This is a genomic window from Rhodococcus sp. T7, from assembly GCF_009872365.1.
GTDB lineage: Bacteria > Actinomycetota > Actinomycetes > Mycobacteriales > Mycobacteriaceae > Rhodococcus_F.
The window spans coordinates 1-13,019 of the sequence record NZ_WXYH01000065.1; the positions used below are offsets into that span (position 1 = coordinate 1).

Annotated in this window: 13 protein-coding genes and 7 pseudogenes; 5 read left to right on the forward strand and 15 right to left on the reverse strand. The window is 65.4% G+C overall.

The window, feature by feature from the left end:
• Nucleotides 1–100: 100 nt before the first annotated feature.
• Entirely contained in the window at nt 101–589 is a 489-nt protein-coding gene (locus MLGJGCBP_RS08870; RefSeq protein WP_012686814.1) for a hypothetical protein, read from the reverse strand.
• Nucleotides 590–894: 305 nt separating this feature from the next.
• On the opposite strand from MLGJGCBP_RS08870, the pseudogene MLGJGCBP_RS08875 reads away from it, so the two are divergent.
• The 3 genes and pseudogenes from MLGJGCBP_RS08875 to MLGJGCBP_RS51550 all read left to right on the forward strand — a co-directional run.
• Nucleotides 895–1,221: pseudogene (locus MLGJGCBP_RS08875) on the forward strand (DDE-type integrase/transposase/recombinase); the annotation flags it as partial.
• Nucleotides 1,222–1,683: 462 nt separating this feature from the next.
• Nucleotides 1,684–1,995, forward strand: a pseudogene (locus MLGJGCBP_RS08880) (transposase); the annotation flags it as partial.
• A gap of 68 nt (nt 1,996–2,063) precedes the next feature.
• Nucleotides 2,064–2,309 carry a hypothetical protein gene (locus MLGJGCBP_RS51550; protein WP_012686817.1) on the forward strand — a complete coding sequence of 82 codons (246 nt, stop codon included), beginning with the start codon at nt 2,064–2,066 and terminating at the stop codon, nt 2,307–2,309.
• 677 nt (nt 2,310–2,986) lie between these two features.
• Here the strand turns inward: MLGJGCBP_RS51550 and MLGJGCBP_RS08890 are convergent.
• The 5 genes and pseudogenes from MLGJGCBP_RS08890 to MLGJGCBP_RS53175 form a co-directional block, all read right to left on the reverse strand.
• The gene (locus MLGJGCBP_RS08890; RefSeq protein WP_012686818.1) at nt 2,987–3,457 is read right to left on the reverse strand and encodes a DUF2231 domain-containing protein; all 471 of its coding nucleotides are present in this window, start codon (nt 3,455–3,457) and stop codon (nt 2,987–2,989) included.
• 67 nt (nt 3,458–3,524) lie between these two features.
• Entirely contained in the window at nt 3,525–4,196 is a 672-nt protein-coding gene (locus tag MLGJGCBP_RS53165; protein ID WP_258085248.1) for a condensation domain-containing protein, read from the reverse strand.
• A 56-nt stretch (nt 4,197–4,252) separates the two neighbouring features.
• Complete coding sequence (locus tag MLGJGCBP_RS53170; RefSeq protein ID WP_258085261.1) at nt 4,253–4,861, reverse strand: condensation domain-containing protein; 609 nt, start codon at nt 4,859–4,861, stop codon at nt 4,253–4,255.
• A gap of 18 nt (nt 4,862–4,879) precedes the next feature.
• A pseudogene (locus tag MLGJGCBP_RS51560) lies at nt 4,880–5,179 on the reverse strand (phosphopantetheine-binding protein); the annotation flags it as partial.
• Nucleotides 5,151–5,267: pseudogene (locus tag MLGJGCBP_RS53175) on the reverse strand (hypothetical protein); the annotation flags it as partial. The pseudogenes MLGJGCBP_RS51560 and MLGJGCBP_RS53175, both read right to left, overlap by 29 nt.
• A gap of 23 nt (nt 5,268–5,290) precedes the next feature.
• Here MLGJGCBP_RS53175 and MLGJGCBP_RS53705 point away from each other — a divergent pair.
• The gene (locus MLGJGCBP_RS53705) at nt 5,291–5,488 is read left to right on the forward strand and encodes a hypothetical protein (RefSeq protein ID WP_236580985.1); all 198 of its coding nucleotides are present in this window, start codon (nt 5,291–5,293) and stop codon (nt 5,486–5,488) included.
• A gap of 149 nt (nt 5,489–5,637) precedes the next feature.
• Here the strand turns inward: MLGJGCBP_RS53705 and MLGJGCBP_RS51570 are convergent, their stop codons facing one another.
• The 9 genes and pseudogenes from MLGJGCBP_RS51570 to MLGJGCBP_RS08920 all read right to left on the reverse strand — a co-directional run bounded on the left by MLGJGCBP_RS51570 (nt 5,638) and on the right by MLGJGCBP_RS08920 (nt 11,693).
• Nucleotides 5,638–6,153 (reverse strand): AMP-binding protein, encoded by a 516-nt coding sequence (locus MLGJGCBP_RS51570; protein ID WP_236581714.1) that lies wholly within the window; start codon nt 6,151–6,153, stop codon nt 5,638–5,640.
• Nucleotides 6,101–6,484: pseudogene (locus MLGJGCBP_RS51575) on the reverse strand (AMP-binding protein); the annotation flags it as partial. The pseudogene MLGJGCBP_RS51575 and the gene MLGJGCBP_RS51570, both read right to left, overlap by 53 nt.
• On the reverse strand, nt 6,454–7,125 hold the full coding sequence (locus MLGJGCBP_RS53185) for a condensation domain-containing protein (protein WP_268960731.1): 672 nt from the start codon (nt 7,123–7,125) through the stop codon (nt 6,454–6,456). The gene MLGJGCBP_RS53185 and the pseudogene MLGJGCBP_RS51575, both read right to left, overlap by 31 nt.
• A 2-nt stretch (nt 7,126–7,127) precedes the next feature.
• A complete protein-coding gene (locus MLGJGCBP_RS53190; RefSeq protein WP_012686824.1) occupies nt 7,128–7,568 on the reverse strand; it encodes a condensation domain-containing protein in 441 nt (146 codons plus the stop codon).
• 333 nt (nt 7,569–7,901) lie between these two features.
• Nucleotides 7,902–8,545: pseudogene (locus MLGJGCBP_RS08900) on the reverse strand (HemK2/MTQ2 family protein methyltransferase).
• Nucleotides 8,546–8,754: 209 nt separating this feature from the next.
• Nucleotides 8,755–9,213 (reverse strand): annotated as a pseudogene (locus MLGJGCBP_RS08905) (phosphate signaling complex PhoU family protein).
• A gap of 251 nt (nt 9,214–9,464) precedes the next feature.
• Entirely contained in the window at nt 9,465–9,725 is a 261-nt protein-coding gene (locus MLGJGCBP_RS08910) for a CD225/dispanin family protein (RefSeq protein WP_012686827.1), read from the reverse strand.
• A 413-nt stretch (nt 9,726–10,138) separates the two neighbouring features.
• Nucleotides 10,139–10,900, reverse strand: coding sequence for a COG4705 family protein (locus MLGJGCBP_RS08915; RefSeq protein WP_012686828.1), 762 nt, complete (start codon nt 10,898–10,900; stop codon nt 10,139–10,141).
• Nucleotides 10,821–11,693, reverse strand: coding sequence for a DedA family protein (locus MLGJGCBP_RS08920; protein WP_012686829.1), 873 nt, complete (start codon nt 11,691–11,693; stop codon nt 10,821–10,823). Before MLGJGCBP_RS08920 ends, MLGJGCBP_RS08915 begins: the two co-directional genes overlap by 80 nt.
• A gap of 1,123 nt (nt 11,694–12,816) precedes the next feature.
• Here MLGJGCBP_RS08920 and MLGJGCBP_RS53195 point away from each other — a divergent pair.
• Complete coding sequence (locus MLGJGCBP_RS53195) at nt 12,817–12,945, forward strand: hypothetical protein (RefSeq protein WP_258085249.1); 129 nt, start codon at nt 12,817–12,819, stop codon at nt 12,943–12,945.
• Nucleotides 12,946–13,019: the final 74 nt, after the last annotated feature.

A 13,019-nucleotide genomic window follows, 5' to 3' on the forward strand; every position in this document is an offset into this window, starting at 1 on the left:
GCGCACCGCACCGCACTCCTGCCTGACGGACATCGCAACCGCGGTGACGACTGGCGGGGAAGCCCGGATGGGGTTGCTGCCATGGCGGCTTTGCTGCGGGTCAGAGAATCGTGCGGCACTCTGTCGCGGCGTGGACCGCGGACGGCTCGAATGACAGGATGGCCAGGTCACGACGCCGGCGTTGGGGGCGGTTCGGGTGGTGGCGCGGGCGCGCGTCGGGGTGGGTGAGGTCGCGTACTCGCACGTCGAGGAGTTGGGCTAGGGCTATTGTCTGATCCCAGGTCGGGTAGGCCTGGCCGGCCTCCCATAGGTCGACGGTGGGTTCTTCTGCGTGGCAGGCGATGTCGACGGTGGGCCCGGAGTGTCGGCCGTTGTCGAGGAGGTGGCTGATGTACCAGGGGACGAGCTTGCCGGCTTGCCAGAGGTCGTGCTCGTCGCTGTCCGGATCGACGAAGGGACCACTGACGGCGAATTCGCTCGCGAATAGCCTGAGGCGCGCGAGGTCCGCCGGCGATGCTGATTCCACGCTCTGTTCGACCCCCGGCTGATCGCGGGCGGTTGCGGATCTGCGACGAAAGAACTTGAACATGGGTGCTCCTGTCGGTGTGAGGGCGGACCGTGTTAGCGCTCACCCAGATGTCAGCGGCGGATCGTTCAGGGGTGTATGTCGTTTTGTCGTCGTATCTTATGGGCGTCACGGCCGACGCTGCCGGCGGTCGATGGTTCCGTGACTTGGCCTGCGCGAGCCTCTGACGTGGGCAGTGTCCTGTCTTCGACACGAGAATGAGGGCATGGTCGTGGAGATGAAGCACGATGGCCTGCGGACGGCGGCATCCGCCGCCGGCCCCCTGTCGCCCGTGAGGCTGCGGCACTTGGGTGACGATGGCCGGCATCACCGGCGCCGTCCGCGGCCGGCACCGCATTGTCACCACGAGAAGCGACGATACCGCGCCGCGTCACCCGGCTCTGATCGGACGAGCATGGTCGACACCGACCCACCCGGCTCAGTGGTGGGTAGCCGACTTCACCTACACCTGGACGTTGTCGGGATTCTGCTACACCGCGTTCTGCGTCGACGTCTTCTCCCGCCGGATCCTCGGCTGGCGAGTGATGACCAGCAAATCTACTCCGCTGGTCACATCGGTGCTCGAACAAGTATTGTTCACCCGACGTCGACACGACTTCCACTTCACAGCAACCGGTTTGGTGCATCACTCCGATTAAGCCGAGGTTTTCGTTAGCCGAGGAATTCAGGGTTAGGGCTGGTCAGCTGCTTATGTCGGTCGGATTTTTCGGCTTAACGTTTCCGATTCATCGAAGGTGCAGAAGGATCGCAGTGCGTTTTCGGTGAGGTGGTGTTCGGCGGGGCGCCGGGGTTGAGGAGGCGGCGTTGACGGCGGCGCGCGTCAGGTCGATGGTGGCGAGTGTGTAGAAGATGGTGGTGGTTGGTACCTTTCGTGGCCGAGGAGACGCATGTCGGCGACAACGACGGCACCGATTTGGTGCTCGTCTTGTCCATTGCAACATCCTTCCCATTGGGGCAATGGACACCGACAAACGTACGCCAGGCAATCAATCATTAAGCCGAAGAATTCCTCAGAAATCTCTGCAGCACAGAAATACAGGCACTTCCTCGGCTTAACGAAAACCTCGGCTTAATCGGAGTTAAGCCGAACTCGGCTTAACTCCGATGCGGGAAGCCAATACACGTCGCTGGCCTTCACCCATGTGCTGCAGGAAGCCGGCATCGTCGGATCGATCGGCAGCGTCGGCGACGCCCTCGACAACGGACTCATGGAATCGGCGATCGGCTTGTACAAGACCGAGCTCCTCGGCCGCCATCCGATACTGAAAGGGAGGGCCGAACTCGAACGCGAAACGGCTGCGTGGGTGCACTGGTACAACAACAGCCGGCTTTCCGCACTCGACTACCTGACACCGGTCGAGTACGAAGATCGCTACCATCAACAGACCACCTCGAGTGAGGTGGCGTAAACCGGGAGTCTCTACCGAATCCAGGACGCTTCAGTTATGGCGGACGGCGGGTCCTGTGGCAGCAGGCGTTGCGTCACGCATTCCCCCACAACACGAATGATCCCAATGGGTACATCGTCGCCGACCGGGGCGGGCGTTTGCACGGCCTCCGTAACCGCGTCTCGCACATGGAGCCCCTGCTCGGCGTGAACATCACCGCCCGGCACAACGACGCGCTCCGCATACTCGCCGCGATCAGCCCCGAGGTCCGGGACTGCTGCGCGGGCATGAGTACGGTCATCGAGATTCGGCGGAAGTGCCCCATCAGGCTCTGACCAGATCGTCTGGCCACGAGCAACGGCGGGCGTTACCGCATCACCAGCAGTGCAGGGGGGGCAGCGCCGCCGGCAGCTTCTACGGTTACAGCGGCTTCGACGGCGGTGGAGGATATTCCGACTGCGGAAACGGCGGCGGTTGCAACTGAACAACCACGGGCGTGAGAACTTCCATTCCAGCGCCACCGAACTGAGCGCGGTTCCAGAAGAAACGCCGATTACCGATCTTGGGGAGTCAGAGGTGAGCGTCCCGAATTTCGCGGATTTTTTTGGGGTTCCATAGACGCTGCGGTCGATATGTCGTCGATGGAAGGCCCATCGCCTCCGGGGGACCGCAGGCAGAGCCTCGATGAGATAGGCCGCCGCCGTCTTCGGATACGCGGGCAACGCCGTGTCGTCGTGACCAGTGCACCAGCTCTCGAAGCGCCGCCACGTCGGCGCAATGGCACGGTGGGCGCGCTTCCAGCGGGATGTGGACATTAGCGGGATGTGGACATTACTGCCCGAGAGGGGCAGCGACCGCCTCCGACATGCCGGCGATTCGCAGGTCCGGACGTGGCGGTGGAGGTCGGGGTTGACGATGTGTCGCGCGTCTAGATCGCTCGTTCAGATCGTTCTTGCTCGGCTGCTTCGTCCGGCAGCGACCGATCGGGAGTTGAGATAGCTTCCTGAGTAGGTCATGGAGCCTCACCGGGGACGACGTCACCCCAGGCCGCGCGCGAACCTGACTCGCCGATTCGGTAGACCTGCACGATGGTGCTGGCCGCCACGACGATCGCGAGAATCGCGACGATCCATGTGAGCGGGCGTGACGGTCCCGCCTTTCGTTCGCGGAGGTGTACCGCGGTGATGGCCAGTGCGATCAGCAGAAGCGCCGCGGAGAAGTAGATCATGGTGTCGCCGCGTTCGGTGTGCGCATCCACGGCAGCAGTGTCAGTAACATTCTTTTCGAGCCATTGCCCGGCGTCGGTGGTCAGCGGGGTCAAAGCAGTGGTGACGGCCGCGAGCACCAGTGTCGGCCACACCAGTCGATGCCGGGCGGTCGGCCACACGCTGCACAACATGACGAGAACCGCTGTCATCGGCGCGAGTACCACCATGAAATGGACGAGCAGTACATGTACGGGTAAACCGTTGACAGTGGACATGGGCCAATTGTTCAGATTCGTGCTGAGAAAGCGCTGAAGGTCAGCTGTGGCGGAGGCTGCGGTGTGGTCACAGTTCTGACCGTGTGCTGAGGACGGCGCGTAGGCCCTTGTTGAACAGATCGGTGGAATACACCAGTTTGGCGTCGATACCGTCTGGTGCACCGGTGCCGTCGTGCCGTTCGGTGAAATAGAAATGCGGATCGCATTTCGCGATGTCGAGCGGACTGGGCGTGATGTCGAAGTGAGTCCGTCGACATCGCGTTCGGCGGGGGCGAAGTTTTCGAGCGAGATCGCGACCTGGAAGAACGGGTGCAACGACGGTGACCGTGCGGGATCGAGGATCTCCACCAGGCGCTCGAACTGCACATCCGCGTGCGCGAACGCCCGCAACTCGATGTCCCGAGCAACGGGCCACCAGGTCGTCGAAGGTCGTGGTCGACTCCACCTGTGTGCGCAGGACGACGGTGTTGACGAACATTCCCACGACGTCGTCCAGGCTCGGGTGGCCGTGTCCGGCGACGGGAGCGCCGATGGCGATGTCGGTGGCGCCGCTCAGCCGGGCAAGTAGTAGCGTCACCGCTGCGTGCAGTGCCGTGAACAGGCCGGTATGGTGGGTGCGCGCCGCCTCGAGCAGTGCGCCATGGACGGCCGGGGCGATGGCGAAGGGCAGGCGCGCCGCCCCGTAGGACCACTTCTCGGGTCGGGGGCGATCACTCGGGAGCGAGAGCGCTCCGGTCAATCCTGGCCAGTTCCTCTGTCCAATAGTCGATTTGGGCATACGCGAGACTTCCGGGGTCATCCTCGCTGTCCGAGGACAGCCCGCCGCCAGAGGGTGTAGTCCGCGTACTGCACCGGAAGGTCCTGCCACTGCGGCGCCGAGTCGTCCGCCCGCGCGCTGTATGCGAGGACGAGGTCGCGCGCCAACGGCGCCAACGACCACCCGTCCACGCCGATGTGGTGGAACGTGCAGGCGATCATGTGGTCGTCGGGCCCGAATTCGAAGACCCGAATCCGGAGGGGTGGATGAGTTCGGACGTCGAATCCAGCTGTAAGGACCGCCCTGATGTTTCTTCGTCGGCGGGGGTCGGGGACGGCGTCGGCGAGCAGGTGTTGGTAGGGGCCGGCGGGAGTGTCGGGGTAGATGGTCCGCAGTGGCCGGTGCCGTTCGAGCACATCGGCGACCGCACGTCGAAGAGCGGTGTGGTCGAACGCGCCGCGAACACGGAGGGTGAACGGAATATTGTAGTGGGCGGGCGCGGTGACGGTTCTGTCGATGAAAGTCTGTGCCGGGGAAAGCGGGAGTCGGTCGGGCAGGGGTATCGCGCCGAGCCGGTGGCGATCCGTATCGCGCGTCGATTCGCCGATCCGGGTGGCCAGCGCGGCAACCGTGGGCGCGTCGAACACGTCCCGCCCCCCGAGATCGGTACCCCAGCGATCATTGATCCGGGACACCACTCGGGTCGCGGACAGCGAGTCGCCACCGAGGTCGAAAAACGAGCTGTCGGCACCGACCGCGGAGGCACCGAGGACCTGCGAACACGTCGGCGACGGCGTGTTCGGTCGGTGTCTCGGGATCTCGTCGAGACCGTGCGCCGTCCTCGAAGGTGGGATAGGGCAGCGACGCACGGTCGAGCTTGCCGGTGGGGGACAGGGGTACCGAGTCCACGAGCATGATTGACGCGGGGACCATGTAATCGGGGAGGAACCGCCGGACTCGTGCATGGAGCTGCTCGACGTCGAACGTCTCGGGCTCGCGCGGCAATACATACGCGACGAGCACCGGATTCCCGGTGGACCCGCGATGCACCACGGTGCGGCAAAGGTGATGTCGGGATGGTCCGAAAGAGCCGCGTCGATCTCGCCGAGCTCGATCCGCAGACCTCGGATCTTCACCTGATCGTCGGCCCGGCCGAGGAACTCGAATTCGCTGTTCGTCGACCAGCGGATGTGGTCTCCGCTGCGGAACATACGCGAGCCCGGTTCGCCGAAGGGGTTCGCGACGAACGTGGCGGCGGTCAAACCCGGACGTAGGTGGTAGCCGCGGGCGAGACCCGCTCCGCTCAGATGCAATTCGCCGGTGGCGCCGGGGGAGCGGACGCAGATTCCGATCGAGCACCACGGCGCGCACCCCGCGCATGAGGGGCCGATCGTGACCGGTGACTACGGATCCATCGGGTCGGTCAAGGTGACACTGCACGTGGTTTCGGTGGGAGACCGTATGCATTTCGCATGTCACGGCCTTGGGCCCAGCGTCGGACCAGCGGGGGCGGGCACGGTTCGCCGCCGACCAGCACCAATTGCAACTCGTCGAGACCTGCCGGGTCGACGGTCGCCAGGGAGGAAGGGGTAGCCAGCAGATGGGTGATGTGGTGTTCCCACAGGAACTTGGCCAGTTCCCGACCTCCGAAGGCGGTTGCGGGGGCCACGACCAGGGTGGCGCCGGCATTGGCGGCGGCCAGTATCTCGACCAGGGCGGTGTCGAACGTCGGTGAAGCGAGGTGCAGGAGACGGGACGCTGTGGAGATACCGTATTTCTCGCGAATCTCTTGAGCGAGGTTCGCCAGTCCGGCGTGGGTGACGACGCACCACCTTCGGGGTGCCGGTGGAACCGGAGGTGTAGATGACGTAGGCGGGGTGGTCGCGGCGGAGGGAGTGTGTGCGTTCGAGGTCGTGTACGGGTCCGGATCGCTGATCACCGCACAGTTCCTCGGAGTCGAGCGCAAGCCATTTGAGTGAGTCGGGTAGTCGATCACGTGCCTGCGAGACGGCGAGTCCGATCGCGGCGCCCGAGTCCGCCACGGTGTACGTGATGCGATCGGCAGGATGGCAGGGGTCGATCGGAACGAACGCGGCTCCGGACTTGACCACCGCCCAGAGGCCTACCACTGATTCGATCGATCTGGAGTCCGCCACCGCGACAAGCGTTTCGGGGCCGGTGCCCCGAGAGATCAGTGCCCGGGCCACCCGGCTGGACCGCCGATCCAGTTCGACATAGGTCAGCGCCCGTTCGTCTGCTCGCAACGCCACCGCTTCGGGATACTGCTCGGTGGGCAGTCCGCGGCACCGGATGCGGGCACGAAACCGGTGCGCTCACCCGGAAGGAAGAGGCCGAGATCCGCGATCGCGGTCGAGGAGTCCGCGGCGGCGAACGTGTCCAGGAACGCGATGAACCATCGATGGTGGGCGCCGAGCTTGTCGTGGCTGTATGCGGTGGAGTTGCCTTCGAAGTCGATGCGCGGCAACGATCCGATCGATCCCGGGTACACGTTGATCGCCAGTTCCGAGGTCGGCCCGGTGGTCAGGACCTGCACCTGTCCGGTCACACCGCCGAAGGAGATCTGCTGTGTGAACATCATCAGGTTGATGACCGGTCCGAACGGCGCCGGATCGGATGGGGCAGACGCGGCTGCGCCCGAATGGCGGTCGCGTCCGATGTCCTCGCGTCGATACCGCTGGTGGCGGAGGGCGGCGGTCAACGCCGCCTGGGTGGGTTTCATCGCCTCCCCGACCGTGGACGAGCGGACCCGCCGTCGCCGCAACGGCAGCATATTCGATACTGATCCTGCGGAATTACGCAGTAGAGCACTAGTTCTGGCCGAAACGGGCAGTGAGAGAAGGATGTTCTCGGCGCCGGTCATGAGGGCGAGGAAGGCGGCGAACGCGGACACGATCACCGCCGCCGAACGGAGCCGCCGCGGTCGACGAGGGCGTTGCCCCGGGCGGAGACGGCGCCGCTGACCCGGTGTGCCGCTGCGCCGGGTGTGCTGCTGCGCCCGAGAGTCACTGCGTCCGGCAGGTCCGCTGTCTCGCCAACCCAGAAATCACGATCGCGGCGTCTCTGGTCGGACTGCTGGTAGCGCAGGTCCTCGTCGAGCAGCTGCCCGGGGTGCACCACCGGATGGGCGGGAGCTTCCCGCTGTTCGAGGGCGGCGACGTACAGTTCGGCGGTCCGGCCGATCAGTGTCATCGCGCCGTATCCGTCGAGGGCGATGTGGTGGGCGCGCGAATACCAGAAGCAGCGGCTGTCGGTGAGCCGCAGGATGTGTGAGACCACGAGGTGCTCGTCGTACATGTCGAGGGAGATCTTGCGGTCCCGTCGCATCCATTTCATGAGCTGCCTCCAGCGGCGCGTCTTCGGCGCTGAGGTCGACGACGGTGACCGATACGTTCGCGGCCGGTGCGACGACGACGGCGTGGGGGTGACCGTCGACGTCGACGAGCCGAACGGATCCGGCGCCGAGTTCGCGGTGGGCCCGCTGGTTGGCGGCGGTCAGCAGGTCGAGGTCGACGGAGCCGCGGAGTTCGGTGTACTGGGCGATGACGAAGGGCACCTCGGGGGAGAGATGCTGTGCGAACCAGATGGCCTTCTACGCCCCGGTGAGCGGAAGGGTCTCCGGTCGCCCCGGCAGGGCGCACACCGAGGGCGGCCCATCGATCGACGAGGTCATGCCGCTGCCCTCACGACAACGATCTCCTCGGCCCTGTGCACTGGAGTGATCAGACCGCGTACCTCGAGCATCTGGATGCGCGAGGAGAGAACCGGACCGAACGGGACCTCGGCCCTCGCTGCGATGTCGACGCGCAGCCCCTGTTCTTCGAGGATGTTTGTATCATCTCGATTCTCCGCTGAGTGAGGACTGGGCGATCAGCAGTACCCCGTCCGCGTAGAGGACATCCGGTGCCTCGATACAGATCCGGTCGAGCAGTGCCCGTCCGTTCCGTCCCACGCCCGCTCGCCCCCGCGGCTTGGCAGCTCATCGTTGGGGGCGGGAACGTAGGGAGGATTGGTGACCACCAGGTCGAACCTGTCGGCGCGGACCGGAGCGGTCAGGTCGCCGCGCGCACGACCCGGATCGACCGGCGATGCATCGCGGCGTTGAGCCGCGTGTTGAGCCTAGCGCGGCGGGAGAGGTCCACTGCCGTCACCCGGCCGGCGCCCGCCGCGAGGGCCCCCAGGCTCAGTGCCCCCGTTCCGGTGCACAGGTCGAGGACCCGGGAACGGGGTCCGAGTTTCTGCGATGCGAGTACCTGTGCCAGCAACCAGGTGTCTGCCTGTGGCGGATATACCCCGGGCAGGCGCAACAGCACCGGTACTCCTCGCGATTGCGGCAGCGGTCATCACCGACTCGTGGACGATCCGGAGTGGTGGCTACACACACGGCCTTTTCGGTCGTGCGGTGCAGCATAAGATCCGCGGTCGTCGAGTCCACCAAAGGATCGAAACACGGACTTGTCCTCTCGCACTGTGTGCTTGCCCGATCGTTCCCGCCGGGGCTCGGCCGCTGGGGCCAGATGTCCTAGGCCGGCAGGCTTCCGGTCTCGAGGAAAATGACCCGCCGCCGATCTCAGCAGTGTGGTCACAGAATCGTTCGTAGAAGCGGCCGAGCAGAGTGATGTCGACAGCGGCTTGTACCCCGTGAGGCCATTGCTCGGCTTGGGTGATCGTTTACTCTCGGCTATGTGCACGGCGAGTCCACCCATGCGTCGTAGGTCGCCGACAGCACGAGGCCGCCGACCATGACACGCAGATCATGCGCGACGGGCGCCTGCAGCGGGAGCAGCGAGAACGCCCGCTGCTCCCAGGTCGTGGCGTCATTCTCGAGTGCTCCGCTCGCGTCGATGACACGCTCGGCCAGAGTGAGGTCCGCATCCAGCAGCGCGTTCGTCGCATCCGACACCGCGGTGACGGTCAGCGCGCATGTCGCGGCCAAGCCACCGGTCAGCCCGTCGATGCTATCCGCGAATCGTGTGCGCATCCGCTCACGGTCAGTGGGCACTGTGCGAGCGTCGTCGGGCGTCCCAACATCGTTTACCACCTCCACTGCACCGCGTGTGCATCACGCGCAGCGGCGGGTGATGCACCAGTGCCTGCTGCTTTCGCGTGTATGTATTGAGATGGATTGAATCGACGGTCGTCATCGGGCAGCCGTGTTCCTCTCGTCGCAACGAGCGTCGAACGGGAACAGCGCAACGATCGGTGGGCTGCAGGATATGGATAACGAGGGGACTATCCACGCATCTCACGACCCCACTCATGGTCTCCGTCACCGCCTTGGGCGATCAGCACGATGGCCAGGATCGTGTAAAGAATCACCGCCAGAAGGAGTAGACCGCCGGCGATCCACAGCGACAGTTGCCCGAGCCGGCGCACCCGGCGGGAGGCGTCCACGGCGCCTTCGACGTCGCCGCTCGCCCACCGTGGATACACATCGAATGCATGGTTGAAGGCGGAGAAAGCCAGCGGCCAGAAGAACACGAGCGATGCCACGGCCCAACCCGCATTGCTGCTGGGTCTCGGTTCGGCGGGGTCGTCGGCGCCGCGCTTGGCTGGGGGTTCGTTCGCGGCGCGGCCGGTTCGGCAGGTGTGGATTCTGGTGTCGGCGAGACCATGATGGACTCAATGTCGGTCGGGATCTGCCTGACGGTACGGGACCTGTGTTGAGAATTCGCTGAGAAGCCAGCCGATTCCGTTCTAATACCATTGCCGTGCAACAACGTTGCGGAGGTTAGGACGTCCTCGGAGGCCGGTGTCCTCATCGGGGATGAGGCGGAGACGAGCTGTCGATGCTCTCGGGTTCGAACGGAGGCCGTATTCCACACGTCGAGGATGCGTGAGAAAATCGCCCGCTTGCCTGCTGCGGTGGGGTGCAGGGGCCGCGTGAACGGCTGGGAGATGAGCCATCACGACCGTTCGTGGACCGGTTCGCGGTCTGCCACGGTTTCTTGGTGGCGGATGTGGGTGTAGACGATGAGCGCCAGCAAGATCACGGCGAGCACTGCCGATGAGCCCACCGTCCCCAGCGCCAATCCGCCTTTGTCGTGCGGCTTGCTGAACAGGTCCCCGACCGTCGCACCGAGCGGGCGGGTCAGCACGAACGCAGCCCAGAAAAGGACAGTGCCGGAGGACGTGGTGAAGTAGTGGGCGCCGAGGATCAACGCCATCACGGTGCCGATCAGGAGGGCGCCGCCGGCGAAGCCGAGACCGGAACTGTCGGCGAGGAAGTCGCCGAGCGAGGTGCCGAGGGTGTTGGAGAACAAGATGGCGGTCCAATAGAGCAACTCGCCTCGGAAGGTGCAGATCCGTTCGACATCGAAGGTATCGCCGAACCGACTCCAGATGGCGAAGACGCAGGCCAGGCAGGTGATGAGAATGAGTGCGCCCTTGGCGTAGCCGAGTCCGGCGGAGCGGTTGAGGAAGTCGGACATGGTAGTGCCTGCGGTGCTGGTGGCGACGATCACTGTCCAATACAGGGCGGGATGAAACGTCTTGGCCTTCAGCTGGGTGACGAGGCTGACGAGGAACAGTCCGATGAACAACACCGAGGCTGCGGCGTAGCCGATGTTCAGGGTCTGGGCGAGGAGATCACCACCGGTTTCGCCGAGCGTGGTGGCGGCGATCTTCATCACCCAGAAGATGGCGGTGATCTGGGGGAGTTTCTTCATGATTGCTCCAGTCGCTGTGCGCGGCAACGGTCACTGGGACGCTCGCACGATGCGTGGTGCGGCAGCACGAGTGCTGGTCATTCATACATCTGCGGTGCCCCCACGGTTCTGTGCTGGTCGGGTGGTGCAGGTCGAACTGGTCGACGCTGGGGTGTCGGCGGGGCTCGCCGACACGTCCGGGATGGTTGTGCGCGGCTGCGCCGACGGAGTCGCGACGTCGTCGGGTGCGCACCGCATTGATCAGCAGCGGCACCAAGGAGACCACCACGACCGCGATCAGGATCACCTCGATGTGGTTGCGCACGATCGGTATCCCGCCGAGAAGGTATCCCAGGACGGGTACGCCCGTACCCCACAGCACACCCCCGATGACGTTGTAGGTCACAAAGGTGCGGTAGCGCATGCCGGAGGCTCCCGCCATCACCGGGGCGATGGTCCGGGCGACCGGTACAAATCGCGCGAGGAGGACGGTGCGCGGCCCGTAGCGGTCGAAGAAGCGCCGCGACTGCTCGAGCTGCTTCGGTCCCAGCCTCGTCGCGCTGGGACTGTCGAACACCGCCGGTCCCACGCGTCGGCCGATGAGGTAACCGACCTGATCGCCCAGGATCGCAGCGACAGGTATGGCGATCACCGGCACCCACAGGGGCGCGAAGGGCTGAAGTTGGGCGGCGAACACGCCGGCGGTGAACAACAGCGAGTCGCCGGGCAGGAAGAAGCCGACGAGAAGCCCGGATTCGACGAACACTGCGCCGAGAACGCCGAGCAGACCGAGGGCGCCCAGCAACGTCGGCACATCCAGGATGCCGATCCCCCAGTGCCATGCTCATGCCGCGGCCCCGTCGTCATCGCGTGGTTGCTGACGGCCATTCCGGGCGATGACCGGACAGCCAGCAGGCACCGGTCTCGGTTGCCGCGAACGCCGACGCCAACTCCCGTGTCCTCCAGGACTTGCAGTGTCGATGCGCCCGGGCCCCGGCGACGCTCGCGCGACGGGCTCAGCCATCCGTCGCGGCGAACACCGCTGTGCCTGCGACGAGCAGGGCCAGCGGTAGCACGGTCGTGCTGCACCTCGGTGAGCAAGGTCGTGGGCGCCGCCGCGCAGCCTGCCGAACCGGGCGAGTCGGCGTCGAAAGCGCGACGGTGTCAGTGCGTGTCTCACGCCTGCAGTCTTGGCGCGGGGTGCTGTGGTGACGCTGAGGAAGCCGCACACTCTCAGCCAGTATCGGGTGTGACCTGGAGTTTCGTTCATCGGTGAGCGGTTTCTCGGCGAGTCCACACTGGGCTGGGGCCACCCTCGCAGTAATAGCCGGCATGAGGGCAGGAGTGGGCCATGACGTCTACCAAGGACAGGCCGGTTCACCCGCCGACCTCGCCGCCACCACGTCGGCGCGCCGGTCGGCGGACAGCGCGCCGGATCGTCGGCGTGGCCGTGACCACCATGGTCCTTGCCGCCGCGATGTCGTATGCCCAGGCGTTGCTGGCTCCCGGTTACGCGACGTGGCAGGACAAATCCTCCTCGTGGCTGCGCGACCACGGCGCCGCCCCATTACTGAACCTGTACGAGAACTGGCTCTACACGCGGCATCCGCCGTCGAACGCGCAACCCGACCTGAGTCAGCTCGCCCCCTCGTTGCACGTTCCCGGTGTTCCCGGCCGGGACGCAGCAGCCGCGACTGGCCCTGCCGCTGCTGCCGCACCCGGCAAACACGCCACCGGTCATGTGGTCACCGGGTCGTGCCGGCCCGGAAGGCACGCCCTTGTCTTATACCGCGGTGTTCCAACCCGATGCCGCGCACCGCGGCGTGGTCGCCGGTGCGCGGCAGACCTCTGCGCGCGGGGTGACGCTCATCTGATGGAGGGCACCGAGCAGCCTTCCAGTTCGCCAAACCCGGCAGACGCTCGGGTGCCGGTGGGTGATGCCGTCGTTGGTTGCCGCGTTCAACTCGGGTTTCAAGCTGAAAGACATTCGTGGTGGCTTCCATTGGAACGGGATCCTGGTGCGGCCACTGGTCGACGGACAAGCATCGGTGGTCATCGACGACTGAGGTTGCCCCTCGGGAGTGGACACCGGATTTCATGCGGCGACTGACAGCGTAGACGACGCGATGAGTCGTTGTTC